General features: G+C 58.5%; 25 protein-coding genes, 1 tRNA gene and 1 pseudogene. 14 read left to right on the forward strand and 13 right to left on the reverse strand.

Going from position 1 to position 26710, the window contains the following annotated elements:
• Nucleotides 1-2 precede the first annotated feature (2 nt).
• A complete protein-coding gene (locus PVU19_RS06410) occupies nucleotides 3-989 on the reverse strand; it encodes a response regulator (RefSeq protein ID WP_050661169.1) in 987 nt (328 codons plus the stop codon).
• 313 nt (nucleotides 990-1302) lie between these two features.
• Between PVU19_RS06410 and PVU19_RS06415 the strand changes: the two are divergent.
• The 3 genes and pseudogenes from PVU19_RS06415 to istB form a co-directional block, all read left to right on the forward strand.
• Nucleotides 1303-1764: pseudogene (locus tag PVU19_RS06415) on the forward strand (IS3 family transposase); the annotation flags it as partial.
• 267 nt (nucleotides 1765-2031) lie between these two features.
• Nucleotides 2032-3528: an IS21 family transposase gene (gene istA, locus PVU19_RS06420; RefSeq protein WP_420833234.1), complete on the forward strand. Its 1497-nt coding sequence runs from the start codon at nucleotides 2032-2034 to the stop codon at nucleotides 3526-3528.
• On the forward strand, nucleotides 3525-4289 hold the full coding sequence (istB, locus tag PVU19_RS06425) for an IS21-like element helper ATPase IstB (protein WP_274789796.1): 765 nt from the start codon (nucleotides 3525-3527) through the stop codon (nucleotides 4287-4289). The genes istA and istB overlap by 4 nt, the downstream gene beginning before the upstream one ends.
• A 229-nt stretch (nucleotides 4290-4518) precedes the next feature.
• On the opposite strand, the gene PVU19_RS06430 is transcribed toward istB, so the two are convergent.
• The gene (locus tag PVU19_RS06430; RefSeq protein WP_274789900.1) at nucleotides 4519-6312 is read right to left on the reverse strand and encodes a sensor histidine kinase; all 1794 of its coding nucleotides are present in this window, start codon (nucleotides 6310-6312) and stop codon (nucleotides 4519-4521) included.
• Between the two features lie 286 nt (nucleotides 6313-6598).
• Between PVU19_RS06430 and PVU19_RS06435 the strand changes: the two genes are divergently transcribed.
• The 3 genes from PVU19_RS06435 (at nucleotide 6599) to PVU19_RS06445 (ending at nucleotide 10158) form a co-directional block, all read left to right on the forward strand.
• Nucleotides 6599-7725, forward strand: a protein-coding gene (locus tag PVU19_RS06435; RefSeq protein WP_274789758.1) for an IS3 family transposase whose coding sequence is annotated in 2 segments (ribosomal slippage) — nucleotides 6599-6863 and nucleotides 6863-7725 — 1128 coding nt in all. Because the reading frame shifts where the segments join, the coding sequence is not laid out codon by codon here.
• 603 nt (nucleotides 7726-8328) lie between these two features.
• A complete protein-coding gene (locus tag PVU19_RS06440; RefSeq protein WP_050664108.1) occupies nucleotides 8329-8937 on the forward strand; it encodes a hypothetical protein in 609 nt (202 codons plus the stop codon).
• 333 nt (nucleotides 8938-9270) lie between these two features.
• The gene (locus PVU19_RS06445; protein ID WP_235575884.1) at nucleotides 9271-10158 is read left to right on the forward strand and encodes a tyrosine-type recombinase/integrase; all 888 of its coding nucleotides are present in this window, start codon (nucleotides 9271-9273) and stop codon (nucleotides 10156-10158) included.
• A gap of 74 nt (nucleotides 10159-10232) precedes the next feature.
• On the opposite strand, the gene PVU19_RS06450 is transcribed toward PVU19_RS06445, so the two are convergent.
• Nucleotides 10233-10306, reverse strand: a tRNA-Cys gene (locus PVU19_RS06450).
• A 154-nt stretch (nucleotides 10307-10460) separates the two neighbouring features.
• On the opposite strand from PVU19_RS06450, the gene PVU19_RS06455 reads away from it, so the two are divergent.
• The 3 genes from PVU19_RS06455 (at nucleotide 10461) to PVU19_RS06465 (ending at nucleotide 13472) form a co-directional block, all read left to right on the forward strand.
• Entirely contained in the window at nucleotides 10461-11114 is a 654-nt protein-coding gene (locus tag PVU19_RS06455; protein ID WP_050664110.1) for a protein-L-isoaspartate O-methyltransferase family protein, read from the forward strand.
• A gap of 30 nt (nucleotides 11115-11144) precedes the next feature.
• On the forward strand, nucleotides 11145-12560 hold the full coding sequence (locus PVU19_RS06460) for a TolC family outer membrane protein (RefSeq protein WP_050664111.1): 1416 nt from the start codon (nucleotides 11145-11147) through the stop codon (nucleotides 12558-12560).
• Nucleotides 12561-12773: 213 nt separating this feature from the next.
• Entirely contained in the window at nucleotides 12774-13472 is a 699-nt protein-coding gene (locus PVU19_RS06465) for a hypothetical protein (protein WP_235575885.1), read from the forward strand.
• Here PVU19_RS06465 and PVU19_RS06470 read toward each other — a convergent pair.
• Both PVU19_RS06470 and PVU19_RS06475 read right to left on the reverse strand, forming a co-directional pair.
• Nucleotides 13469-14920: a cobyric acid synthase gene (locus PVU19_RS06470; protein ID WP_050664113.1), complete on the reverse strand. Its 1452-nt coding sequence runs from the start codon at nucleotides 14918-14920 to the stop codon at nucleotides 13469-13471. The two genes, PVU19_RS06465 and PVU19_RS06470, sit on opposite strands and share 4 nt — an antisense overlap.
• Before the next feature lie 109 nt (nucleotides 14921-15029).
• Nucleotides 15030-15350, reverse strand: a complete 321-nt coding sequence (locus tag PVU19_RS06475; protein ID WP_037248548.1) for a DUF6280 family protein — start codon at nucleotides 15348-15350, stop codon at nucleotides 15030-15032.
• Nucleotides 15351-15566: 216 nt separating this feature from the next.
• On the opposite strand from PVU19_RS06475, the gene efp reads away from it, so the two are divergent.
• A complete protein-coding gene (gene efp, locus PVU19_RS06480; RefSeq protein WP_050664114.1) occupies nucleotides 15567-16130 on the forward strand; it encodes an elongation factor P in 564 nt (187 codons plus the stop codon).
• Between the two features lie 56 nt (nucleotides 16131-16186).
• Here the strand turns inward: efp and PVU19_RS06485 are convergent, their stop codons facing one another.
• Both PVU19_RS06485 and PVU19_RS06490 read right to left on the reverse strand, forming a co-directional pair.
• Entirely contained in the window at nucleotides 16187-17383 is a 1197-nt protein-coding gene (locus tag PVU19_RS06485; RefSeq protein ID WP_050664115.1) for a pyridoxal-phosphate-dependent aminotransferase family protein, read from the reverse strand.
• Nucleotides 17384-17481: 98 nt separating this feature from the next.
• A complete protein-coding gene (locus PVU19_RS06490; protein WP_050664116.1) occupies nucleotides 17482-18159 on the reverse strand; it encodes a TIGR04283 family arsenosugar biosynthesis glycosyltransferase in 678 nt (225 codons plus the stop codon).
• A gap of 64 nt (nucleotides 18160-18223) precedes the next feature.
• Here PVU19_RS06490 and ygfZ point away from each other — a divergent pair, with 64 nt between their 5' ends.
• Both ygfZ and PVU19_RS06500 read left to right on the forward strand, forming a co-directional pair.
• Entirely contained in the window at nucleotides 18224-18973 is a 750-nt protein-coding gene (gene ygfZ, locus PVU19_RS06495; protein ID WP_050664117.1) for a CAF17-like 4Fe-4S cluster assembly/insertion protein YgfZ, read from the forward strand.
• Nucleotides 18974-19093: 120 nt separating this feature from the next.
• Nucleotides 19094-19423 carry a BrnA antitoxin family protein gene (locus tag PVU19_RS06500; protein WP_050664118.1) on the forward strand — a complete coding sequence of 110 codons (330 nt, stop codon included), beginning with the start codon at nucleotides 19094-19096 and terminating at the stop codon, nucleotides 19421-19423.
• A 310-nt stretch (nucleotides 19424-19733) separates the two neighbouring features.
• Here PVU19_RS06500 and PVU19_RS06505 read toward each other — a convergent pair whose 3' ends face one another.
• The 3 genes from PVU19_RS06505 to dtd form a co-directional block, all read right to left on the reverse strand.
• A complete protein-coding gene (locus tag PVU19_RS06505; protein WP_152911697.1) occupies nucleotides 19734-21020 on the reverse strand; it encodes a hypothetical protein in 1287 nt (428 codons plus the stop codon).
• Nucleotides 21021-21122: 102 nt separating this feature from the next.
• Nucleotides 21123-22778 carry an energy-dependent translational throttle protein EttA gene (ettA, locus tag PVU19_RS06510; protein ID WP_050664119.1) on the reverse strand — a complete coding sequence of 552 codons (1656 nt, stop codon included), beginning with the start codon at nucleotides 22776-22778 and terminating at the stop codon, nucleotides 21123-21125.
• Between the two features lie 83 nt (nucleotides 22779-22861).
• Nucleotides 22862-23299, reverse strand: a complete 438-nt coding sequence (dtd, locus tag PVU19_RS06515) for a D-aminoacyl-tRNA deacylase (RefSeq protein ID WP_050664120.1) — start codon at nucleotides 23297-23299, stop codon at nucleotides 22862-22864.
• 508 nt (nucleotides 23300-23807) lie between these two features.
• On the opposite strand from dtd, the gene PVU19_RS06520 reads away from it, so the two are divergent.
• Entirely contained in the window at nucleotides 23808-23996 is a 189-nt protein-coding gene (locus PVU19_RS06520) for a hypothetical protein (protein WP_152911698.1), read from the forward strand.
• A 508-nt stretch (nucleotides 23997-24504) separates the two neighbouring features.
• Here the strand turns inward: PVU19_RS06520 and PVU19_RS06525 are convergent.
• Nucleotides 24505-25467: an IS1595 family transposase gene (locus tag PVU19_RS06525; RefSeq protein WP_050664122.1), complete on the reverse strand. Its 963-nt coding sequence runs from the start codon at nucleotides 25465-25467 to the stop codon at nucleotides 24505-24507.
• Between the two features lie 103 nt (nucleotides 25468-25570).
• Between PVU19_RS06525 and PVU19_RS06530 the strand changes: the two genes are divergently transcribed.
• Nucleotides 25571-25795 (forward strand): DUF6471 domain-containing protein, encoded by a 225-nt coding sequence (locus PVU19_RS06530; RefSeq protein WP_050664466.1) that lies wholly within the window; start codon nucleotides 25571-25573, stop codon nucleotides 25793-25795.
• On the opposite strand, the gene PVU19_RS06535 is transcribed toward PVU19_RS06530, so the two are convergent.
• Complete coding sequence (locus PVU19_RS06535; RefSeq protein ID WP_152911735.1) at nucleotides 25782-26231, reverse strand: phage holin family protein; 450 nt, start codon at nucleotides 26229-26231, stop codon at nucleotides 25782-25784. The genes PVU19_RS06530 and PVU19_RS06535 overlap by 14 nt on opposite strands.
• A 10-nt stretch (nucleotides 26232-26241) precedes the next feature.
• Nucleotides 26242-26538, reverse strand: a complete 297-nt coding sequence (locus tag PVU19_RS06540; RefSeq protein ID WP_050664468.1) for a hypothetical protein — start codon at nucleotides 26536-26538, stop codon at nucleotides 26242-26244.
• Between the last annotated feature and the right edge of the window lie 172 nt (nucleotides 26539-26710).

The raw sequence follows: 26710 nt of genomic DNA on the forward strand, positions 1-26710 counted from the left end.
ATTTAACCAAAGCCTAGCAGGCGCATGAGTTTGCCTGACGGAGCGCGATTTTGTGCATTTGGATTCATCGCCCGTTCCTCTGCGGATTGCAGTGCTTGAACGAGTGCGTTGGATATGCCCCGCGAAGACTTGAGCTGCAGCGAAATGCCTTCACCAACTATGGGCAGCAACGAGATTGCGCGACCGTCGCAGAAATGAAGGTCCATTTCGCGTACTGTTTGGGACAGCTGTCGTTCAAATTCTTCATGGGCGAACGTATGCGAATTGGTTAGCACACAAACAAAATGGCCCTCTCCAGCATGGCTTGCAAAGAAACTCTCTGGTTTCAGGGTTTCAGAAATAGCTTCTGCAAAGTCACTCACCGCGGCTTCAAATTCAAAGACGCTGCTCGCGCGGAATGTACGAGCCATATCTGGCACCACAATCCCAAAGGTGATCATCCCGAAAAGCGAGACTCGTGACACTTGCATCAAGTAGTTTTCAAGCGCCAGATAGTCGATGAATCCATCGATATCTAGAAGAGCGAGCCGCTTTTCAAGGTCAGCAGAAGTAACTATCGATGCTGGCGACTTCTCCTGAGCGGTGGGATTGCGCTCCTCGAGGCTGAGGTGCTCTCCGAGTAGAGATTGAATCAGCCGCAATCTGGAGTGGATCTCCACAACGTCGAACGGCTTTGTGATATAGTCGCTGGCACCTGCCGCAAACGCTCTGTCAATGTAGCTACGGTCTGACATCGCAGTGATCATCAGAATAGGGGTGTTGCGATAGTCTGCCATCCGGCGAAGTCGCTCAGTCAATTCGATCCCATCGATCCGGGGCATTTGGATATCAAGGAGAAAGCAATCGAATGGGGTATCGGCTTGATGTATTTTCTCTAGTGCTTCGGTTGCAGAATGGCATACCGAGAGATTGGAAAAGCCAGCCGCTCGGAGTACTTCAGTTAGAAGCTCCAAGATGAGTGGATCGTCATCTACTGCGAGAATTTTCATCTTATCCCCCTTCAAAAGGAAGTGGTTCGGATGCGATGCATGGCCGAGGTATCTTATAAAATGCTATGTGAACTTGGCAAAACTAAGGCGGTAATGGCGCGCGCCTTGGGCATCTTGTCTCGCAGCGCCCATTTCCGAATAACCCTCAAAAATCCCATGCCTACCACTCCAATAGCACCCAGCTGAATCAAGCAGGGGCAAGGTTGCACATGGGTCAATTCTCAATGACAATTTCTGCAGTTGCCGGGTCAGTTCTCAGTGAAAATCAACACACCGGGTCGCCATGGCGCGACCTGCCACCTGCCTTTGGCCATTCCTCTATTTGGTCGCCATCATGGACTGGCACACACGCAAGGTTCTGGCGTGGCGCATCTCGAACACGCTGGAGGCAGACTTCTGCGTCGCAGCCCTGAACGAGGCCATCCACAAGTTCGGGCCTCCTGAGATCATGAACACTGACCAGGGCTCTCAGTTCACGTCCTTTGCCTGGACCGACCGGCTGCGCAGATCAACCATCCGCATCTCCATGGACGGCAAAGGCCGGTTCCTCGACAACATCTTCGTGGAGCGACTGTGGCGGTCGATGAAATACGAGTGCGTCTACCTGCATGCTTGGGAGACCGGATCAGAGGCCAGGGCCGGCGTCGGGAAATGGATGGAGTTTTACAACCACAAGCGACCACACTCTTCCCTTGGCGGCAAACCACCGGCTGTGGTCTATTGGCAGCGAAATGAAACAACCCAACCCGATCAGCAGGAGCAAAGAGTAGCTTAATTTACGCCAAGTCCTGTCCAACAATCGGGGAGTAGCTCAGTTTTTGGCGAAACGAAGACTTACCAACACAAAATGCGGACACTACTTTATTTAATGCAGGTAGCTTTAAGTTTTGTCGGATCGACGAAAAAGCAGATTTGCATTTTCAGATAAAGTTGAGAACGGCGGTGCAAAACTCGGCCACGGTAGCGGCGGGATAGTCCTGCTGCGGGCGGTGTAAAAACCGGCCATTTTGCTCTTCTTGTGACGGCAAGAGGGGGCGTGGAGATGCATACCGTGGATTTGTATTTGAAGGTTCGCCTGGCGTGTGGCGAAGGCATGAGCCAGCGAGAAGCAGCGCGTCATTTCAATGTTTCGCGCGACAGCGTAGCCAAGATGCTGGCGTTTTCAGCGCCGCCCGGTTACCGGCGCCAGAAGCCGATCAAGCGCCCGAAGCTGGACGGGTTCACCGAGATTATCGACGCGTGGCTGGACGGGGATCGTGAGACCCACCGCAAGCAGCGCCATACCGCCAAGCGGGTATATGACCGGTTGCGCGAGGAGCACGGTTTCACCGGCGGCTACACGATCATCAAGGACTATATCCGGGACCGCGAGCGGCGTGGACGTGAGATGTTCGTGCCGCTCGCCCACCCGCCCGGGGATGCCCAGGCGGATTTCGGCGAAGCCATGGTGATCATCGATGGCGTCGAGCAGAAGGCCCATTTCTTCGTCTTGGATTTGCCGCACAGCGACGCCTGCTTTGTGCGGGCCTATCCCGCGGCGACGGCGGAGGCGTGGATGGATGGCCACGTCCACGCCTTTGCCTTCTTCAGCGGCGTCCCGCACTCCATCCTTTATGACAACGATCGTTGCCTGGTCTCGAAGATCCTGGCCGACGGGACGCGCCAGCGCGCCACGCTGTTCAGTGCCCTGCAGTCGCATTACCTGTTCCATGACCGCTACGGGCGGCCGGGCAAGGGAAACGACAAGGGTAAAGTCGAGGGCATCGTTGGTTACGCCCGCCGGAACTTCATGGTGCCGGTCCCGCGTTTTGCCAGCTGGGACGCGTTCAACGCGGATCTGGAGGCCCAGTGCCGCAATCGCCAGAACGAGATCCTGCGTGGCCATAAGGAAACGATTGGCGAACGGCTGCAGCGCGATCTGGCGGCGATGAAGCCACTGCCCGGGGCTCCATTCGAGGCTTGCGCGCAAGCCAGCGGCCAGGTCAGTTCGCAATCGCTCGTGCGCTACGAGACCAACGATTACTCGGTTCCCGTCGCCTATGGTCATCAGAATGTCTGGGTGCGCGGCTATGTCGATCAGGTCGTGATCGGCTGCCGTGGAGACGTGATCGCCCGGCATCCGCGGTGTTACGCGCGCGAGGATGTGGTCTTCGATCCGATTCATTATCTCCCGCTGATCGAACGCAAGATCAATGCCCTGGATCAGGCTGCGCCCTTGGCAGCGTGGGATCTGCCCGAAGAGTTCCAGACCCTGCGCCGCCTCATGGAGGCACACATGCTGAAGATGGGACGGCGTGAGTATGTGCAAGTCCTGAGACTGCTGGAGACATTCGGCCTCGACGACCTGCATGGCGCGGTCAAGGAGGCCCTGCGCCTGCGCGCGACGGGCTTCGATGCGGTCAAGCACATTCTGCTCTGTCGGATCGAGAAGCGCCCGCCCAAGCTTGACTTGGCCAGCTATCCCTACCTGCCGCGTGCCGATGTTGGGACGACCTCGGCTGCCAGCTACATGACCCTGATGACAGAGGCGACGGGATGACGGAGGCTCCGCAGATCCTGCTCAACCATCACCTGAAGACGCTGAAGCTGCCCACCTTCCTGCGCGAATACGAGAAGCAGGCACGTCAATGCGCCACTGAAGGGCTGGATCACGTCCAGTTCCTGGCGCGCCTCGTCGAAATGGAAATGATCGACCGCGAACGGCGGATGATCGAGCGTCGCATCAAGGCCGCGAAGTTCCCGGCCGCCAAGAGCCTGGACAGCTTCGACTTCAAGGCGATCCCGAAGCTCAACAAGATGCAGGTGTTGGAATTGGCCCGCTGCGGATGGATCGAGCGGCGCGAGAACACCATCGCCCTCGGGCCAAGCGGCACCGGCAAGACGCACATCGCCCTGGGCCTCGGGTTGGCGGCCTGCCAGAAGGGGTTGCCCGTCCGCTTCACCACCGCCGCAGCGCTGGTCAATGAATTGATGGAGGCCCGCGACGAGCGCCGTCTGCTGCGCCTGCAAAAGCAACTGGCCAGCGTCAAGCTGCTCATCATCGACGAGCTGGGCTTCGTGCCGCTCTCCAAGACCGGCGCCGAGCTGCTGTTCGAGCTGATCTCGCAGCGCTACGAGCGTGGTGCCACGCTGATCACCAGCAACCTGCCGTTCGACGAATGGACCGAAACCTTCGGCACCGAGCGCCTGACCGGCGCGCTCCTCGACAGGCTGACGCACCACGTCAACATTCTCGAGATGAACGGCGAGAGCTATCGTCTCGCTCAAAGCCGCGCGCGCAAGTCCAACAACAACGCCTGATCCAGCCTATCCAGATTTGGCCCTGACGGGCCAAAGCGGCCAGTCAACCGCCAGCTATTTGGGAAGCGCGGCTGACTGGCCGCCGCCTCGTGCCGCGCGTTACGCCCAAACCCAAAGTGGCCGGTTTTTGCGCCGCCCTGTGGCTGGATTTTACTCCGGCGTTGACAGGAGCGCGCTGAGTGGCCCTTGGTGGTTTGCGGCGCTTGGATTTACGATAGCACAACACTCTTCACCCTGCGAGCTGTGCGGGCCCTTGAGCTTGTTGGTCCGTTAACCAAAACTCGAGATAAAACGTCGTGCCAAGGTCGACTTGACTTTCGTAATAGAGGTTTCCGGACATTTGCTTCGCGAGATTTTTCGAGATGTGCAGACCGAGCCCTGATCCTTGGGAAGAGGTTCGTCCACAATTTCCAATCTGCCCGAAACGCCCGAAGACTTGGTCTTCACTGCCTTCGGGAATTCCCTGGCCGCTGTCTTTGATTGATAGCCTAATTCGTTCGTCATTGATCGTGACGCCGCACTCGACGACACCTTGATCGTCCGAAAACTTGATCGCATTTGATATGAGGTTGTCGATGATCTGCCGGACGGCGAAGGCATCTCCCATAATGAGCGCAGAATGATCGACTTGTGCTTTAGTGAGTGTCACGCTCCGCGCAGAAGCGAACATTCTATTTTCTTCGATGCTCTCTTCTAGGAGAGTTCCGAGATCGACCTGCTCTTGTGCCAAGGCCAACGCTTCGATGTCGATTTTCTGTGCCATAAGAATGTTGTCAACCAATCGTGACAGACGGTCGCCGTTTCGGCTAGCGACCTCTAGCGAGGAACGGATCGGTGCGGCCAGATCCCCAAGGCGACCGCTGAGCGCGAGTGCCAAGCCCCCTTTGAGCGATGTCAAAGGTGTCCGGAGCTCATGACTAATCACTGATACGAACTCATCTTTTGCCCGGCTGGCATCATCTGCCCTTTGAAGCGCCTGTTCCAAGGCTGAGCTGATGGCGATCCGATTGGTGATATCTATAAATGTAATGCTCCATCCAAGAACGCTGCCTGATGGATCAAGTGGGTTTTCAATCTCTTGAAGTCTGGGTTCATACGCCCGCAGTCCGAAGGTCAGGTGGGTGACGTCGTTGGATTGGCTCAACCGTTCGATTTTTGCAAGCATGTCCGTTGGAAGACCATCCGCGCCATCAAGCAGCCCGCTGTGTTTAGCCGCTGTGTTCATCAAAACTATGCTTCGGTGCCTGTCAATCAGAACAACTGGTTCGCTTATCGTATTGAATAGAATGGACTGGCCAACAGTGGCCATATCCATTGTCTTGTTTGTGGCAAGCAGCCAAGTGAATGCGACGATCCCGAGCGTGAACATGAAGGCTGTGGGATCGAGCCCAAAGACGGTATAATTCAAGCCTACATAAGCGGCGTTTGCAGCAAGAGGAATTATCGTGACCACGACCAGCATAGTCAGCAGTGGCCAGACAGCCTTTCTCGCTCGGACGAATGCCTTAGCAAGACATAAAAGGGTCGCGAGCACGAATGCGTATAAAGCTGCGATAATCACATAGAAACCTGGCCCATGAGAGTAATCAATATAGTCCCCGCCCGGCGGAATGATCGAAGCATCTGTATATACGAGGTTGTGCCATTGGTTTGTGGCGGCAAAAGCGAAAATAACTGTGGGTGCGATCGCCAATATGACATTGACGCTGCGCTTATTGAGCCATGAGGCATTGTCCACATAGGCAAAGACGAAAAAACACCACGCAATAGGCACTAAAGCATTGCCAAGCCAAGCCATGGTCGCCCATTGGAACTGACAAGAGAAAGTGCTTGATGCAGCCTCAAATCCGACCATCAGCAAAGTCCAGATCATGGCGACGAATGTAAGCACGTAATAGAGTTTGCCATTAAATCTCTGAAATTTCAGCACCCAGAGCATAACAAATGCAGCGACGGCACTGATTCCGGCTACGCCTAAGAAGACTGGATCTGTTGTTGCTCCCTCAAAGCACATCACAAGCATTCTGCCTTAATCCTTAGTTAGGCAGCACCATCACCATATGGTTGTGTCGGAAATTTGATCTGAAAACGGCTTTTCTTGCCCTTCCCAAGTGGATTGCTGATTCAACTGGGCAAGATCGTTTTTAGGGGTATAAACAACTGGCTGCGACGGCCTGCTCTGGGGTTGCTGCCGTCATCTGAAAGCTTCCGTCAGGCGTCCGAAACTGGCCAGACGGGGTGAGTGGAGTGCCCCCACTGAAGTGGTCCACCAACTGGGATAGTATTATCCCATTTCAGGAGGAGCAGAGATGGCTGGAAAGAGAGACAAACCCGAAGAGATCGTGCTGAAGCTGCGGCAGGTTGAAGTGTTGCAGGGGCAAGGCAGCTCGATTGCCGATGCCGTGCGCCAGATTGGCGTGACGCAGCAGACCTATTATCGATGGCGCAAAGAATATGGTGGCATGAGCCGGGATCAGCTCAAACGTTTGAAGCAGTTGGAGACCGAGAATACCCGGCTCAGGCGTGCGGTTTCAGATCTGACGCTGGATAAGATGATCCTGGCCGAGGCTGCACGGGGAAACTTTTAAGCCCTTCCCGTCGCCGTCAGTGCATTGATCATGTGCAGCAGACCCTTGGCGTATCTGAGCGCCGGGCCTGCCGTACACTCGGACAGTATCGTTCGACACAACGCAAGGTTCCTTGCGGTTTGCCGGACGAAGAACGGCTGACTGAGGACATCATTGAGTTGACGCGAGAGTTTGGGCGCTATGGATATCGCATGATTACCGGGATGCTGAACAACAGCGGCTGGCATGTAAATCACAAGCGCGTCGAACGCATTTGGCGGCAGGAAGGGCTGAAAGTCCCGCAAAAACAACCAAAGAAGGGGCGGCTCTGGCTGAACGATGGCTCATGCATCCGGCTCCGACCTGAGCGCCCAAACCATGTCTGGTCCTACGACTTCGTCCAGGATCGGACCCACGACGGACGGGTATATCGCACGCTCAATATCATCGATGAGTTCACGAAGGAGGCCCTGGTGATCCGCGTCAAACGCAAACTCAATTCCGTCGATGTGGTCGACGCCTTGACCGACCTGTTCATCCTGCGCGGTCCGCCGGAATACATAAGATCCGACAATGGCGCGGAATTTATCGCCAAAAAGGTACGCGCTTGGATCGGCGCGGTGGGCGCCAAGACGGCCTTTATTGCGCCAGGATCTCCGTGGGAGAACGGCTACTGCGAAAGCTTCAATGCCAGGTTCCGGGATGAGCTTCTGAACGGTGAGGTCTTCTACTCGCTACGCGAGGCCCAGATTCTGATCGAGAAGTGGCGCCGCCACTACAACACAGTCAGACCGCACAGCGCTCTGGGATACCGCCCACCAGCGCCCGAAAGCATCGTTCCGATAGACCAAAGGCCGACCATGCACTAACATTTAAAACGGACCACTCAGTGGGGGCAGACCAGGAGCCGTGAAATCCTGCTTGAGGCGCACCTGGTAATGATCTGCGAGATTGTTCTCGAGGAACGTCTGCAGAAGCTTGATGTCAGCAAAAAAACCGCGAGTAGCGACCCTCGAAGCTTCTCCAAGTGTTCTGCTGTCGCTTGGCCGGATTTTTGTTGCACGCGTCGTTTTCCAAGCACTTTGCCGATTTGAAACGAAATGCATGAGCGTTTGTCAGCGGCGGAGACAAAACCGGCAATGTTGCGGTGCAAAAGTAGGCCAGTGGCAGGTCACAAGTGCCATAGCGCGTGCCATTGCGCAGTGGCCCGGAGGGCCAATTCTGCAACGTGTGATCAGGTGGCGGCTTTGGACATGCGCCGCGTCCATGGAATCCTCGCTGCGTGGTGGTTGCTTGAAAATGTGTATGCTAGCACGACTGTAAAGTTCGAGTATCCGAAGAGCCGCTGTCTTGCTTCGGTTACAGATCTCATCAAGTAACCTTTAGAATAAAATGAATTCACCCTATTGACGTGGGCTGAATATGATTTACCCTAGGCCGTGATATGTCCTATTTCTGGAAGATACCGCAATATGACCCCGACTGAATTCAATGCGAGCTTGGCTGGGGTTATGTCTGTCGAGCGCACAGAGATTGCAACTGTAGACCGGGCATTGGCAAAGCATGGCCTGAGGCAGCTGGCCCGGGGCAGGTATCGTCCGGATATTTCTCTGCGAGAAGGTGTCCAATTGATTTGTGCATGGGCAGCTGCAAAGAGCCTTACGCTGGCGGCCGATGATGTGCAGCGCCTGGAGCGGTGTATCCCTCAGGTCACGACGGCTTCTGATTACGAGTATACAGGACATAAGAACTCGCGCTTTCCGGAGCTTTTTGGCCGTGAAGAGTTCGAGCTTGAGGGAGTTAACTTCCTGGATGTTACATCCATGCTTGCTAGTCAATTGGCGGCAGAACAATTTCCAGCAAACCGTGTGTGGATATCTTTGGAAAAAGGTGGCGTGCCTGGAATCGAATATGATGCCGACTTCACAACCCAATATCTGCGTTTCAGCTGCTTCCCCAAGACGTTTTCACTAAAACAAAAGACGGTCTCAAAGCCGGAGTCTGCAATCAATGTGAAGGTGACTACGTCGATAAATGGCGCTGTATTGAAATGGATCCATGAAGTCACGGAGGGTGTTTAATGCCCAGGCCCATGTTGCCAAAAGCCGAAGAGGTCGCCGGTATTGCGAAGGTGCTCAGGGCTGAGGGCTTCCAGTCAATCTGTATTGAGACCTCGCCCGATGGCCGCGTTTCAATTACAATTGGCGAAATCGAAGGCCGTGAGAACGTGACTCCGCTTGCGAAGTGGAAGGCGAAGCGTGGCGTTTCCTAAGGGAGTTCATCGGGTCAGAAGAAAGTTGGCAAGCGGTCGGAGCCGTTTTCATTTCTACGCATGGCGGGGTGGCCCCAAGTTCTGGGTCGATGACATCGCAGTCCCGAACGATCAAGATTTTCACCTAGCTTTTGCCGAAGCCATGGCGCGCCCGAAGCCTGTTAGCCTGATGACACCGACAATGGTGGACCTGTTTTTGTCTAGCGCGGCACGGGCTAAATCAAAGCGATCACTGGCGGACCAACGAAAGTGGCTCCTTCGGTTTGCCGCATATTTCCATGATGCTCCCGCAATCATCTTTGAAGAGCGTGCCTCACGAGGTGAGGTGAACAAGTGGCGTGCAGAATGGAAGCATTCTCCAAAGCAACACGATATGGCAGGCACGCATGCGGCCCGTGTCCTTAACTGGGCTGTTGAAGAGGGGCATCTCTCAGAACATCACTGTCACAAGCTTCCTCGCCTTTACACCGTAGACCGGTCCGAAGTTGTATGGACGCCATCCGACCGTGAGGCGATCAACTCGAGGGCACCCGAATGGGTTCGGCGCGTTTTGTGCGTGGCATGTGAGACAGGGCTGCGTCCGGGTGACCTGATAAAGTTGACGCGGACTGCCGTCGAACAGACACCGCACGGACGCAGGCTGCGCGTACGGACCAATAAAAGAGGACGGATCGCGCATATTCCCATTACACCGGCCTTGGCAGAGGTCATCGACGCCACTCCAAAAGATCGGCTTTTGATTCTGACAAATGCGAGTGGCGGCCAACTCACAGAACACAGGGCATCAGAAGGGGTAAGGCAATGGCGAGACAAGGCGGGGCTCAGCCCTGACCTTCGTCTGCAGGATTGCCGGGGAACGGCGGCAACCAGGCTGCTCAACGCGGGGCTGAGCCTGTCTGAGATAGCCAATCATATGGGATGGTCGCTGCGCCATGCCGCGAATGTCATCGAACACTATGCCCAGGTATCACCGGCTGAAACTGACAAGGTATTGAGCAAGTTGGCACAGGCGAAACAGGGTGGATCGTGAACAAGATTGTAAACGGCCCTGTAAACGGTGGCGACCGGTTAGAAGTGTTCTTGCGCTAAGTGATTGATTTAAAATGGAGGCGAGTACCGGAATCGAACCGGTGTACACGGATTTGCAATCCGCTGCGTCACCACTCCGCCAACTCGCCGCTCCAGGTGGTTGCGCCGGATTATCCGATCCGATGCCTCGGCGCAAGTGGTCAAAGCGGCGTTTTGACCGGGAGGCGGGGCCATAGACATTGCCGCCGCCCGGGTTCTGTGTCAGAACCGAACCACAGGATTCCGAACGCGAGAGTTTAGCTCATGACCGACTATGCCGCCCGTCGCACCATGATGGTGGACACGCAGGTTCGCCCCTCCGATGTAACCAAGTTTCCGATCATCGACGCCATGCTGTCGGTCCCGCGTGAGGCATTTGTCCCGGATCGTCTGCGCGAGGCCGCGTACCTTGGCGAGAATCTCGATCTGGGAGAGGGGCGTGTGATGCTCGACCCGCGCACATTGGCCAAGATGCTTGATGCGCTCGACATTGAAGGCGACGATCTTGTGCTCGATATCGGTGCTGCGCATGGTTATTCGTCGGCGGTGATCGCACGGATGGCCGAAGCGGTTGTCGGGGTCGAGGCTGACGCGAACCTCGTCGAGGAGGCGCAGCGCACGCTGCTTGAGCATGGTGCAGACAATGTCATCATGCAGCAGGGCGATCTGGCCACAGGTGCGCCGGATCACGGCCCCTATGACGTTATACTGCTGCAAGGTGCGGTGGAGCATTTGCCCGAGGCGATTACGGACCAGCTCAAGGAGGGAGGACGCATGGCGTGCCTGTTCCTCGAGGGGGCGCTTGGCGTGGTGCGCATCGGTTACAAGATCGATGGCCGGCTCAACTGGCGCTATGCGTTCAATGCCGGGGCACCCGTGCTTCCGGGCTTTGAGCGGCACGCGGCCTTTACACTCTGAAACCGCGCGCCGCGCAGAAAGGGCGAAGACATGACGTTCAGGTGGAACCCCGCAGGTCTTTGTGCCGCTGTTGCGATGGTGGGGATGCTGACCGCGCCGGTTGCGGCACGCGCGGAAACCTTGGCGGATACGCTTAAAAGTGCATATCTCAACAGTGGTTTGCTGGAGCAGAACCGCGCGCTGCTGCGCTCGGCGGATGAGGATGTCGCGCAGGCGCTATCGGCGCTGCGGCCGATCATCAACTGGACGGCGGATATAACACGCGATTTCAGCAGTGCTCGTATCTCTGGCCGGACCCGTAACACCGCAAGCACTGGAACAACCGCCAATCTGGGGATCACCGGTAGCCTTCTGCTCTATGATTTCGGGCGCAACGACCTGTTGGTCGAGGCCGCGAAAGAGACCGTTCTCGCCACGCGGCAGACGCTGATCAGCGTCGAGCAGCTGGTGCTGCTGACTGCGGTGCAGGCTTATATGAACGTGATCCGAAATCAGGAATTCGTTGCGCTGCGGCAGAACAACCTGAGGCTTTTGCGCGAGGAATCGCGCGCGGCGCGGGACCGGTTCGAGGTCGGCGAGGTGACGCGGACCGATGTGGCCCAGGCCGAATCAGCGGTGGCGCTCGCGCAGAGCGGATTGGCGGCGGCGCAAGGTGATCTGACCCGTGCAATCGAGGAATTCCGCGAGGCCGTGGGCCGCGATCCGGGCGCGTTGCGCGCACCCGGAGATCTGCCCGGCCTGTCGGGTGACGTGAACGCGGCCAAGGCTGTCGCGGTGCGTCGTCATCCTGATATCCTGGAAGCACAGCGCAATGTTGCGGCTGCGGAGTTGAACATGCGTGCGGCAGACGCCGCGATGAAGCCGACGCTCAACCTGACCGCACGTCTGGGAACCTCGGATGACATCATGGATTCCGACCGGTCGCGCAGCGGCAGTGTCGGATTGGAGCTGACTGGTCCGATCTATCAGGGCGGGCGGCTCTCGTCTCAGGTCCGGCAGGCCATGGCGCAGCGTGATGCACAGAGATCGCAGCTGCATCTGGTGGGGCTGCAGGTCAAGCAGGACGTGGGCAATGCCTATGCCAATCTGCGTGCCGCGCGGGCCAGCCGCGATGCGAGCCGCGAGGCGGTGCGCGCCGCACAGGTCGCGTTCGAGGGCACTCGCGAAGAGGCCAAGCTGGGCGCACGCACCACGCTGGACGTGCTCGATTCCGAGCAGGACCTGCTTGACGCGCAGGCGAACCTGATCTCGGCCAATGCCGACGTGGTGATCGCCGCCTACTCGGTGCTGGCGGCAATCGGAGAGTTGACGGCGGGGGATCTGAACCTTGGGGTGCAGACCTACGATCCGGCGGCTTATTACGATCTGGTCAAGACAGCCCCGGTTCCGATCAGCCCGCAGGGTCAAAAGCTCGACAAAGTGCTGCGCGCTCTTGGGAAAAAGTGAAAACTTTCTGAATCGGTTGTGTGAAATGGCACCCGGGGGTAAACTCGGGCGAGGCAAGAATGGTAGCAGAGCATGTCCGAACCCGTGACCAATGTTGATATTGAGGATGTGTTGTCCTCAATCCGCCGTCTCGTGTCCAACAGCAATGATGGACAGGGTGACCATGCGTCGCCTCGTGAGAGCAAGTCGGACAAGCTTGTTTTGACCCCGTCCTTGCGGATTGACGATTCGGCGGCCGAGGCAACCGGGGCCGAGGCGGCCGCCGAGGAAATCGCGCCTGTGGCTGATGCGGGGCCACAAACCACGGCCTCGGTCGCAGACGCGGCTCCTCAGTACGGCGATGATACTTCCACCGGCGACGGCCCCGCGGTCGAGGAGACCGGCGCGCAGGGTCCGGTGACGCAGGATGATGGTTCGGAGGAGGCGGAAAGCGCCGCTGAAACCAGCGTGCTCAAAGCGCATGATGACGCGTGCGACACGCCGGGCGATGACGAGACAACGCCTCTTGGTGCACAGGCGGCGGAGTTCGAGACGGCCGTGGCCGGTCGCGACGATCAATGGGAGCCGGATGGCCTGTCAGAGGATGACTACGCCGGCGGGGCGGTAACGGCGCTTGACTGGCAGGATGCGGACGAGCTGTCATCGGACCCGGATCTTGATCCTGCGGACGAGCAGGCTTCTGATGCCTATGCGCAGGCATGGGATACGGACGAGCCGAAAGAGGATCGCACGTCGGAGAACGCCTTTTCCCTCGATGATGCCGTGATCGACGAGGACACGCTGCGCGACATGGTGGCGGAGATCGTCCGGCAGGAGTTGCAGGGCACCCTTGGCGAGCGGATCACGCGCAACGTGCGCAAGTTGGTGCGCCGCGAAATCCACCGTGCCTTGACGAGCCAGGACTTCGACTAGGGCAGGTCTGCGCTCAGCGACAGCAGCAAATCCAGATCCATATGCATTTCCAGATGCGCGGCGAGCGCATCCAGCGTGCGTTCGACCGCGCTGTCATAAAGCAGGGCCGAGGACGCCCCGAGCCCGGCCAGATAGGCGGCGCGGAAGGCGTCGTTGCCGAAGAGCCCGTGCAGATAGGTGCCCCGGATGCGCCTGTCATCGGACATCGCGCCCTCGGGCCGTTCGCCCACCTTTAGCCAGGCGCGGGCGCAATCCGGCCCGGTGGTTTCGCCCAAGTGGATTTCATAGCCCGAAAGGGGCGCGCCGGTGGCAATGTCCTGTGCGTCGCTGAGCGCGAGGCGCTTGTGCGGTTGCATCACGGTGTGCACGTCCAGATGCCCCAGCCCGTCGACCCTGCTGGGCGCGCCTTCGATCCCGTCCGGGTCGGCGATGCTGCGGCCCAGCATCTGGTAGCCGCCGCAGATCCCCAGCACGTGCCCCTTGCGCCGGATATGGGCGGCGAGGTCGATATCCCAGCCGTTGGCGCGGAAGGCCGCCAGATCGGCGATGGTCGATTTGCTGCCCGCGATCAGCACTAGGTCGGCATCGCCGGGCAGGGCGGTGCCGGGTTCGACGATCTCGACGGTGATGTCCGGTTCATTGGCCAGGGGTGTCAGGTCGTCGAAATTGGCGATCCGCCCAAGATGTGGCACCGCGATCTTGCAGGGGCCGCCTTGGGATGAGGTCAATTCCAGAACATCCTCGGGCGGCAGGCGCCAGGCATCGTGGAACCACGGCACCACGCCGAGCGAGGGCCAGCCGGTGCGGGTGACGATTTCTTGCAGCCCTTCATCGAAGAGGCTGACATCGCCGCGAAACTTGTTGATGGCAAAGCCCCTGATGCGCGCGGCGTCCTGTGGGGCAAGCACGGCCTGCGTGCCGACCACCTGAGCGATCACGCCACCCCGGTCGATATCGCCGACCAGAATCACCGGCACCCCTGCCGCCTCGGCAAAGCCCATATTGGCGATGTCGCCCTTACGCAGGTTGATTTCTGCCGGGCTGCCCGCGCCCTCGACCAGAACCAGATCGGCGGTGCTGCTCAGGCGCTTGAAACTCTCCATCACCGGGGCCAGCAGGCGGGGCTTCTCACCGGTATAGTCGCGCGCCCCGAGGGTGCCCACGCGCCGCCCCTGCACGATCACCTGCGCGCCGGTCTCGCTCTCGGGCTTCAGAAGCACCGGGTTCATGTCGGTATGTGGCGCGCGGCCCGCCGCGAGCGCCTGCAAGGCCTGCGCGCGACCGATCTCGCCGCCATCCTCGGTCACTGCGGCGTTGTTGGACATGTTCTGCGCCTTGAACGGGGCGACATTCAGTCCACGCCGCGTGAACGCGCGCGCCAGGCCGGCCACCAGCATGGATTTTCCGACATTGGACCCGGCGCCCTGTATCATGATTGCGCGTGTCATGGCCTGCCCCTGCTGTGGTCCGCTCGTGTCGTGATACCGACCGGATGCCATAAAGCAAAGGCCCCGCCGCGTGCGGCAGGGCCCTTGAAACCGGTCGTTCGATCGGTGGTCAGGCGGCTTCGGCCTGTGCGGCGGCATTGCGCCGCTCGCTTTCCTCGCGCGACAGCGCCACGGAGGTGCGAACCCCCTTGGACACGAAGTCCATCAGGCCAGAGACAACGCGCTCGTTCGGATCGATACCCGCACAGCTGAGAACCTCACGGCCGTCGCGGGAGCGTGCCCAACGAGCGATCTGCTCGGGGCCATTGCCATATTTCTTGTCGTCGGAAATGGCATCATCCAACGCAGCCAGTACAACGGCTGCAAAAAGTTTGCGCGCACGGTTGCCCTGTTCAGCATTGAAAGCCGTGCCGTCAACGAAATCCTTCATCATTCGTCCTGTTCTTATTGCTCTTGCGTTTTGGGCGTGAGGGTGGTTATGAGGGAGTTTGAACGATTCGGATAGAGCAGAAACGCATAACATCTATGCAATTTTTGCATAGCTTCGCTGTCCACCAGACGATATCTCGTTGTCTTGCCACCCAGCATGACGCGAGATATAGGTGCCCCTGATGATTTATCAACCTTTTGTCATGGTTTGAACACAATGCCCAAGATCAACGGAAACGAGATACGCCCCGGCAACGTGCTGGAGCATAACGGTGGCCTCTGGGCCGCGGTCAAGGTCGATCACGTGAAGCCCGGTAAGGGTGGTGCCTTTGCTCAGGTCGAGATGCGCAACCTGCGCAACGGATCGAAGTTGAACGAACGCTTTCGCAGCGCCGACAAGGTCGAGCGTGTGCGGCTGGAGCAGAAGGATCAGCAGTTTCTCTACCAGGAGGGCGAGAATCTCGTCTTCATGGATACCGAGACCTACGAGCAGATCGAACTGCCTGCCGAGATCCTTGGCGAGCGTCGCCCCTTCCTGCAGGACGGCATGACGATCACCGTGGAATTCCACGACAGCGAGGCGCTGAACGCGACCCTGCCGCAGAAAGTCACATGCAAGATCGCCGAGACCGAGCCGGTGGTCAAAGGCCAGACTGCGGCCAACAGCTTCAAGCCCGCGATCCTCGAAAATGGGGTCAAGGTAATGGTGCCGCCCTTCGTGGGGCAGAACGAGGATATCATCGTCAACACCGAAACCATGGAATACGCCGAACGCGCCTGATCGGCGCTGCCACGACAGAAGTTGACGCGGGCCCCGTTTCGGGGCCCGTTTGCCATTCAGCGCCCGGCGATCACCCGCGCCGCCGCCGCCATGCCCCCCGGGCCATGCGGGATATCAAGCGCGATCAGGCCGGATTCGATCGCGCCAAGCGCGCCGAGGATCATATGTGCGTTCACATGCCCCATATGACCGATGCGGAAGAATCCGTGCCAGGCCGGGTCGCCGGGCTCTGCCATGCCCAGCCCGATGCCGAGCGTCACACCGGCATTGTCCTGCACCCATTGCCTCAGTGCCGATCCATGCGGCGCACCGATCCGGAGCGCAGTCACGGCGCGGCTGCGCAGATCGGCATCGGCGATATTGAGCTCCAGCGGGCCGGTCTGTCCCCATGTCTCACAGGCGGCCCAGATCGCGCGGGCCAGCGTCTCGTGCCGTGTCCAGATCGCTTCGATACCTTCAGTCTTGATAAGGTCGAGCGCGGCGCGCAGGCCGAAAAGGTGATGGGTGGGCGCGGTGCCGCCGAAATACTGGTAGAACATCTGCGGATCGGCCCGATTGGTCCAATCCCAGTAGCGGCTCACCCGTTCCATCCTGCGCCGGGCATCCGCTGCCTTGTCAGAGAAGAAGACAAAGCTGAGGCCCGGCGGCACCATCAGTCCCTTCTGGCTTCCCGCGACCATCACATCGACGCCCCAGGTGTCCATCTCGAACCGGTCACAGGCCAGCGAGGCGATGCAATCGGCCATCAGGAGCGCCGGATGGCCCACTGCGTCGAGCACCGCGCGCATTCCCGCAATATCGTTGCGCACCGAGGTGGAGGTATCGACATGGGTGGCAAGTATACCTTTGATTTTATGCGTTTTGTCAGCCCGCAGCGCCGCTTCCAGACGGTTCAGGTCAACCGGCGTGCGTTTGCCGAAATCGAGCATCTCGACGGCGATGCCCTGACCCTCGGCGACCTCGGCCCAGCCATGCCCGAACCGGCCTGTCGCGGGCACAAGAACGCGCTCTCCGGGGGCGATGACATTGGCAAGTGCGGCCTCCCATGCGCCGTGCCCGTTTGCGATATAGATCGCCACATGCCCCTGACTGCGCGCCACGTAGCGCAGGTCGGGGATGAGGCCCGCCGTCATCTCGATCAGGTCACCTTCATAGATATTGGGCGCCGCGCGGTGCATCGCGCGCAGCACCTCTTCGGGCATGACGGAGGGGCCGGGAATAGCGAGATAGGGGCGGCCGTTGGCAAGGCTCATCTGGGTCGGTCTCCTGTGCGGGTCGGGCAGACCTTACGCCCTTGCCGGGCGGCGTCAATCCGGCTCCGGCTTGTGGGCGCTGGCCATCCCGCAGCGCACTAGCGTCGATAGGCCTTTGCCAGCCGCGTCGGGTCCGTTCCGCAGAGATAACGGATCAGCGTCAACACGTTGCGTGTCCCGCGCCGCAGCCAGCCGTCGCGCCGGTAGCGCGCCGCCGAGGTGGTCACCGCCAGTGGCAACAGCCTGATCCGACCCCTGAGGGCGCGGGCCATCGCGACGTCTTCCATCAGCGGGATATCCTCAAAGCCGCCCGCCGCCTCGTAATCGGCGCGTGCGATCAGCAGGCCCTGATCGCCATAGGGCAGGCCGAACAGACGGCTGCGCAGGTTGGCCCAGCTCGCGACCAGTGTGGGCATCGGGCCGGATGTGTCGAAGCGGAGTCGAAACGCCGCCGGGCCGCCTTCGGCGATCTGTGCCTGCACGGCTTGGGGCCAGTTGGGCGGCAGCACCGTGTCGGCGTGCAGGAAGAGGAGCCAGTCGCCGCCCGCGACCTGTGCGCCGCGCCGCAGTTGCCCGCCGCGTGACGGCGCGCCTTGGACGATGATTGCGCCTGCCGCGTCCGCGAGTTGAAGGGTCGCGTCGCCGGACCCGCCGTCGCTTACGATCAACTCGCGGATGACCCCGGCCTCCAGCCCTTCGACCAATGCGCCGAGGCAGGCGGGCAGGCCCTGGCCCGCGTCGAGCGTGGGAATGATCACCGAGAGTGCGGCGCGCATGCGAGGACCCCTTTCGTGTCAGGCATGACGCCCTATATTACACCGCAAACGGCAGGGGAACGGCATGGCGCGAAAGATTTTCGAGATCACCGGCACGGATGCGGAGCATTTTCTGCAAGGCTTGATCACCAATGACCTGAGCGGGCTGGATCGTGGCCTTGTCTACACCGCGATGCTGACCCCGCAGGGCAAGTATCTCGCCGATTTTTTCCTTTTGCGACAAGGCGATGCGATCCTGCTTGATGTGGATGAGAGCCTTGCCGACGGTTTGGCGCAACGGCTCAACATGTATAAATTGCGCGCCGATGTGACGATTTCCGAGAGTGATCTGCGGGTCCGTAGAGGCACCGGAGACGCACCGGACGGGGCGTTAACCGACCCGCGGCACCCGGATTTGGGCTGGCGGCTCTATGGCGCGGAGGAGGGCGACGATGGCAGTGATTTCGACCTTGTTCGCGTCGCGCATTGCATCCCCGAGACGGGCGTAGAGCTGACCCCCGATACGTTCATTCTGGAGGCCGGCTTCGACCGGATCAATGGGGTGGATTTCCGCAAGGGCTGTTACGTGGGGCAGGAAGTGACCGCCCGGATGCGGCATAAAACCGAGCTGCGCAAAGGACTTACGCTGGTGGCGGTGCATGGCGAGGCGCCCATCGGCACGCCCGTCACCACGCCCGAGGGCAAGGCGGCGGGCACGCTTTTCACCCAGGCCGGGGGCCGGGCGATTGCCTATCTGCGCTTTGATCGGGCGGTGCCGGGGATGCGCGCGGGCGAGGCGCGGGTCGATCCGTTGCAGGTGAGCGCGGAGCCCTGAGGCGGGGACTGTATCACGTCGGTATTGCGTCGGTATCGCGTCGGTGGCCGTGCGCGCGGGCAGGGCGGCGTTAACGTGGCTGCGGGCAGGGTGAGTTTTCGCCAAAACCGGAGACCCCCAATGGCCCGCATGACCAAGACCGAAGCCCGCGCCCGCGACATGCTGATGCGCGACCTCATCCATCTCAGCCGCGAGGACTGGGTGCCCGCCACGCTGGCCGAGACGGTGCCCGAGGCCTGGCACACGCTGGAGGCCGATCTGGAGGTCGAGGAGCCGCGCGAGAAGGTGACGCTCTACCTCGACCGGTCGGTGGCGCGGTTCTATCGCGGGATGGGGCGGGGCTACCACGCGCGGATCAACCGGCTGCTGCGGACATGGGCGCAGATGAAGATCGCGGGCGAGGTGCGGCTGGATGCCTATCTGGAGAAGCGGGTGACGGGGGAGGAGTGACGCGGGGTGGTGGGTTGGAAACCCACCCTACGGGTGCTGTCTGATCGTCATCCTCGGGCTTGACCCGAGGATCTGTTGGCAGGGAGATCCTTGGGTCAAGCCCGAGGATGACGGATATTAAAAACCAAGTTGCCGGACAGGTGGGCAGACAGGAGAGCGACCGGCCCGCCGCGCGATGGCCGACGCGCGCGGGGGCGATCTGACGGGGGTTCGGGGCACTTTATCTCAGCCACATCCGTGTGACTTTTGAGCGGTGCACCCAGCCTCACCAAATCGCCACCGCGTGGGCGCGCGTCGGCGATCGCGCGGCTTATTGCCGCTTTACTTCGATGCAGAGCAATAGATATTGTTCGAATTCTGTCCAAAGCGCAGCTAAATCTTCCTTGGCTGGAAGCGTTGTTTTGCTGTGAACGCAACGGTTTAACACTTCTAGCTCCCGTGGCGACTTTGTATATCCAAGCAAGCGCTCAAGATCGTCTCGTTCTTTTATCGTCATAAGTTCAACGCTGCAAAAGTAAGAAGCAACCTTCTTAACGCGTGATGACAACTTGTCTTGTTGTTTTGAAGGTTGATCAATCTTGCTGGCAGCGTAATCTGTAAGCAATTCGATTAAAGTCCGGAATAGGATTGGTATAGATATCGCGTGTCTGTCAAATCGCAGAGTGAATTGCAGTTCTTGCCAAATCATTTCAACTTTGTGTAACCCATGCGGCCATTCAAAGTCATAATGTTTTTTGGGGATTAGATTTTCGCGTTCAGGTTTTCTTTTCGGCCTTATTGACCGACCGTCTCTCCCCTCTTTCTCTTTTGCTGAATTTCCTTGTTCGTTTGTATTAGCCGGTTCAATCAGTCCAGCTTGTTCCAAGTTACCCATATATTTATCAACACCTTCGGAATTCAGAACGTTCTTTAGGGTGAGGTTTTTCTCCAAGATATCGTCTGCAACTTTGGAAAGGGCGGCCAAAATATCATCTTCATCACGCAATAGCTTTAACTTTCCATCGGCTTCTAACTCGATACCAAATTGCCTTTGCCTTCGTTTTGCATTGATTAGTCTATAAATCGTTGAACGCTTTATTTGACGTGCATAAGGATAACCGTGATCAGCCAAGAATTCTTCGACTGCTTCTGCTATTGGATATTGAGTCGTTACTCCGATGCGCTTTGCATGATTTTGCTTGGCTCTCGTGTCCCAGCCTAGTTGACCACGACCGCCGTCTGTGCCGTTGTGTCGGCGGCTCACGATTTGATCTATTGTGTGTTGGTCCGCCTCTAGCTGACAGCTTATTGTCATGTTTGAGGAACAGTCGAAACGCCTTTGCAAATTCGAAAATTGACTTTGAAGTTCGTCAGGCAAGCTGCACAAGCCGCAAAGTGCCTTAAGGCATGTCACTCGGCGGTTGCCATCGTAAACTGTGAATTTTCCATTATTCTTCTTGACCAATGGCGGATCAAACACAGACCCTTGCAACACAATGTCCTTGGCTAAGGATAACATTTTGCCGTGATGTTCGGAAAACAGCCAATCAATGGCACTTTGTTCATCGCCCTTCGGCCCATGGCGGTCGTTGTTCGGATTGACAACAAGGTCAGTCAAAGGGACGTCAATAAATTTCAAAGCGCACATGCCTCCAATTCAATTGAGAGGCAACTTACTGCGCGCTGTGTCAGTTTTCAATTGTAGGCTGTGTTCGCCCCTTTACCTCGCAAACTTCTTATACTTCACCCGCTTCGGCTCCAGGGCATCCGGCCCCAGACGGCGTTTCTTGTCTTCCTCGTAATCCGAGAAGGCGCCTTCGAACCATTCGACATGGGCCTCGCCCTCGAAGGCAAGCATATGGGTGCAGATGCGGTCGAGGAAGAAACGGTCGTGGGAGATGACCACGGCGCAGCCGGCGAAATCGACGAGGGCGTCTTCCAGAGCGCGGAGGGTTTCGACGTCGAGGTCGTTGGTCGGCTCGTCGAGCAGGAGCACGTTGCCGCCCTCTTTCAAGAGCCGCGCCATGTGGACGCGGTTGCGTTCGCCGCCCGAGAGCAGCGAGACCTTTTTCTGCTGGTCGCCGCCCTTGAAGTTGAACGCGCCGCAATAGGCGCGGGAGTTGATCTGGGCGTCGCCCAACTGGATGATCTCGGCCCCGCCGGAAATCGCCTCCCACACCGTCTCATCGGGTTTCAGGTCATCGCGGGACTGGTCGACGTAACTCAGCTCCACCGTGTCGCCGTAGTCGATGCTGCCCTCATCCGGGTTTTCCTGCCCGGTGAGCATCTTGAAGAGGGTGGATTTGCCCGCGCCGTTGGGGCCGATCACGCCGACGATGCCGCCGGGGGGCAGCGAAAAGCTGAGATCCTCGATCAGGAGCTTGTCGCCCATGGCCTTTTTCAGCCCTTCGACCTCGATCACCTTACTGCCCAGACGCGGGCCATTGGGGATGATGATCTGGGCGCGGCCGACCTTTTCGCGCTCGGACTGGCCTGCCAGTTCGTTATAGGCGTTGATCCGGGCCTTCTGCTTGGCCTGGCGCGCCTTGGCCCCCTGCCGCATCCATTCCAGTTCGCGTTCGAGCGTCTTCTGCTTGGACTTGTCTTCCTTGGCCTCGCGCTCCAGCCGCTTGGCCTTTTGCTCCAGCCAGGCGGAGTAGTTGCCCTCGTAGGGGATGCCGCGGCCGCGGTCCAATTCCAGAATCCAGCCGGTGATCGAGTCGAGGAAATAGCGGTCATGGGTGACGATCAGGATCGTGCCCTTGTAGTCGATCAGGTGCTGTTGCAGCCAGGCGATGGTTTCGGCGTCGAGGTGGTTGGTCGGCTCGTCGAGGAGCAGCATGTCGGGGGCTTCGAGCAGCAGCTTGCAGAGCGCGACGCGGCGTTTCTCGCCGCCCGAGAGGGTGGTGACGTCGGCATTGTCGGGCGGGCAGCGCAGCGCCTCCATCGAGACGTCGATCTGGGCGTCGAGATCCCAGAGGTTGTCGCTGTCGATCTCGTCCTGAAGCTGGGCCATCTCGTCGGCGGTCTCGTCCGAGTAGTTCATTGCCAACTCGTTGAAACGGTCGAGCTTGGCCTTCTTGCCCGCGACGCCCAGCATCACGTTCTCGCGCACGGTGAGGCTCTCGTCGAGATGCGGCTCCTGCGGGAGGTAACCGACCTTGGCGCCCTCTGCGGCCCAGGCCTCGCCGGTGAAGTCGGTGTCGAGCCCGGCCATGATCTTCATCAGGGTGGATTTACCCGAGCCGTTCACGCCGACGACGCCGATTTTCACGCCGGGCAGAAAGCTGAGATGGATGTTCTCAAAGCATTTCTTGCCGCCCGGGTAGGTCTTGGAGACGCCCTGCATGTGATAGACGTATTGATAGGCTGCCATCGCGCTGGCCCTCCGTTGCGTGTGGGGTGATCAGAGGTGGTGATAGCGCCCAAGGGCGGCGGGGGCAATGGCTTGCGCGCGGCTCAGCTTTCGATCCAGATGGTGACGGGGCCGTCGTTGAGTAGCGACACTTTCATATCCGCCCCGAAGCGCCCGGTTTCGATGGCGATGCCATGGGCCGCGATCCGGGCGGCGAAATACTCGTAAAGGCGGCGGCCCTCGTCGGGGGCGGCGGCGGTGGAGAAGCCGGGCCGGTTGCCGCGCGAGGTGTCGGCGGCGAGGGTGAACTGGCTGATCACGAGGGCAGAGCCAGCCGCGTCAAGGATCGAGCGGTTCATCTTGCCCGCGTCGTCTGTGAAGATGCGCAGCTTGGCGATTTTTGCCGCCAGCCGGTCTGCCTCGGCGTCGGTGTCGCCCTGCATGGCGCAGACGAGGATCAGCAGGCCCGGGCCGCATTGGCCGATTGTCTCGCCGTCGACGGTGACGGAGGCGTGGGAGACACGTTGCAGAAGGGCGCGCATGGGGGAACCTTTGGGTTTGATACGGGGCAAGGCCGTGGTTCAGGTGTTAGAGCAGGCTTGCGCCGTGTTCAACGTGAAGGCGCATCAGGGGCGCGCACGGTGGCGATCGAGCGGGGGGGGTGTTTGGGCCTAGACCCGACAGCCGCGCCTCCCGCGCGAAACGCACCGAAGGTGCCGCGCGATCGTCATGCCAGAGGCATGCCTCCGGCATGACGCCGTCCAGCGGCCTGGCGATTTGATAGGGTGCGCTGCGTGTTGAATTACGACTGACTTGCGGCCTTATGTATCAAACGCACCAACATTCTACATGCATAGATTCCGCATGTGAATCATAATGTTGGGTATGAAGGACATAACGATAGACAACGCGCTATTGGCGCTGCGAAAGCAGATGATCCTTGGCGATGACAAGGGGCGCGATAAGGTCGAGGCGTTGCTAAAAATGCGCGGCGTCAGATTGCCCCGAGTGTTCAGGCCAAGGGCTGGTGACGCAATGCGCAGGGGCCACATGGCCCACATAATCCTAGAAGCCCTTAGCAACCGCCCTATGACCCGCAAGGAACTGGTGGCGCACATAGCAGCCAAGCGGCCTGACGTGCCGCATGAACGGGTCTACTGGCGCACAGCCTCTGCGTTGAACAAGTTGCGGGTCAAGGGGGTGGTGAAGCGTGAAGGGCGAATGTGGCTGGCCCAATAAAGGGCCAGCCTGAGTCATTATGCCGCCTTCTCAAAGGCGTTTTTGAATGCTTCACCCTTTACAAGGAGACTATTCCATGCAGCAGCAGAACACCTGCACACCAATAACCCATCCTCAGCGCGGAGAGTGGCAAGAAGATGGTCGCGAAGGCCAGAGGCCGACCCGCTGTAGTCAAGCCACCATACGGTTTCGAGTATGCGAGACGCTCCCAGAGCGCGCATTGTCTGATCCATCTCTTGGTGAGACGGATCAGGGCCATTTAGGTCGTAAGTAACGATAAAGTTTGCCATCGTTAGGCTCCTATATTGAGCCGTTGATGGGTTGACGATCTGTGCGAAAAAGTGGATAGTACCGCCACGAATTCGTAAAAATCACCGCCCACCAACGGCGGTTTCTCTTTAAGGCGACGGGTCTAGACCACCCGTCGCCTTTTCTTTTATCTGATTCGGCGCGATGGGTCCAGATGTTGACGTTTGTCAACTGTTATCCACAATCAATTGTAGGTCCATCAAGCCGCCCGCTGCCAATACCCTTTCCAGTTCCGGCTGACCGGCGCGCCCATCGAATTAGCAACAAGGCGGTGCGCCAGTTCGCCGTTGTCAAAGCGGCGGTTATCTTCAAGCCATGCGGCGTGGTTCGCATACTGGTGCAGGTATTGCGGGCTGACGTGGTGATGCTGGCCTGAGACCATGCGGCGCAGACGCGAGAAATAGCTTTCCGCCATGTTGGTGTGCTTGCCGTGGTCGCTGTAGCACTCGCTGTGGTTCACGCGGTCAACGTTCCAGCCCATGTGCAGCATGTCCCAATGGCTGGCCTCGTCGGCTGACATGGTTGCCATGCGGCAGATGTTCTCGTTTGCCAACGCAACGCCTTCACCCTCAGTCATGGCAACGATGGGCAAGGTGCGGCCAACACGCTCGCGCATGGCGATCACAACGCGGCGCTTGCCGGTCTGGTGAGCCTTCAAGCGGCGGTCCTTGCGGTCTGCCTTTTTGTTCTCGGGGCGAATGTGACCGCCAAAGTATGCGCCATCAATCTCGACGTGGCCTTCCAGCACTTCGCCGGTCTGGACCTCTTGCGCCATTGCCTCGCGCAGCTTGTGTGCCAGCACGAAAGCGGTCTTGTATTGGCAGTCCAGATCGCGGGAAAGCTGGATCATGGAGACGCCCTTGGCGCTATTCACGATGATGCAGATCGCAGCCAGAAGGTCCACAAAGTCCATCTTGCGGCTGGCAAAGATCGTGCCGCTGGTCACGCTGAATTGGTGCGCGCATGCCTTGCACTTGAACTTGCGGCGGGTGCTGATCGAATAGGTATCGTCATGGCCGCAGCGCGGGCAAACCGCCTCGCCATTCGTCTCAGGCCAGCGCATTTCGCAAAACGTCTGGTAAGCCGCTTCCTCGCCCGCCTTGTAAATCTGGCGAAGGCTGAGGGTGCGCGATGCTGCTGAGAGAAGGAAGTGTTGGGCCATTTTCTACTATATCCGTTATTTACATATCGAATATAGTATAGCGACATACTGTTTGCAATAGGTTATATACTAAATACGTTAGTTTTTACACCATAGGTGATATATGCCAGAGCAAACGGAATGGGAAAAGAAGGCCGCTAGCCTTCTCAAAGCAGAGTTGAAACGTCAGGGGGTGACTTACGCCCAACTTGTTGAAAAGCTGGCGGCTATTGGAATCAACGAGAAAGAAGTGAACATTGCCAACAAGCTCTCCAGGGGGAAGTTTAGCGCAGCGTTTATGTTGCAATGCTTATCAGTGATTGATCGGAGGCTCGTCAGCCTCGACTGAGGTTATCTATTTTTATCTCTGTCCCGTCAGATGAAATCAAAGTGGTTTCATCGGAAACTAGTTGCTGATCGTCAAACAAACTGCTTCTTAAACTATTGTATTTGCGCTTCTTCCGCCAACCGAAAAAACCAAGAATAGCGCCTAAAACAATAGCCCCAATACATACAATTAGGGTTGCCAGCGCAACATCATCTTTTGTTTTGTACGCGGCGACCCCCATCTCAACGCCAAGTGAAACACCAAAAACAATCAACGCCAAACTGAGATGCGTTAAAAGGTTCTGGTCGGCCCACACACCCTCAAGTGCCTCGAATTTATCCCTGTTAATCATAACACTATGCTCGTCTTGGGCATACAAACGCCTTCGCGAACCAGCGATAATAGATGGCTTGATGTTTGGCGACGTGCCCGAGTCATTGCTTTGATTGGGGGCCATTTGAGTTGGCCTATTCTGTGTCTGACTCGACGGTCTGCACGTGCTTGTTCAGCCAATCTCGGAATTGAACTAGGGTCGCAGGCGACATAGCCAAGCGCGCCACAACGACTCGCGCCATCTCGTCTGGAGACCGAAGGTCTTGAACGACTTGAAACAAATTGATCTTCGTAACTTCGTTGATCGTAGAAATCCCTTGAAAGCCGTCTACAAATATCGTCGGCACAATGCCCGGGTCGCCTATAATTTGATGCGGCTGTTGGGGCTGAGTCCCAGTTTCGTTCTTTTCGGACATATTCTTTTTGGACATACAAAAACTCCCTTTTGAGAAACATGACATAGAGCCTAGCCTCAAGTGGAGTCATTTTATTGGCCCACCCCAGAATCCGGTTGGTGCGTTTGATACATAAGGCCGCTGACTTGGCTGGGATAAAGCGCAGGCATCAGCTGTTGCATCGCCAGTCCCCGGCCCTGCGACCGCG

It is taken from the genome of Roseovarius tolerans (genome assembly GCF_028885395.1).
GTDB lineage: Bacteria > Pseudomonadota > Alphaproteobacteria > Rhodobacterales > Rhodobacteraceae > Roseovarius > Roseovarius tolerans.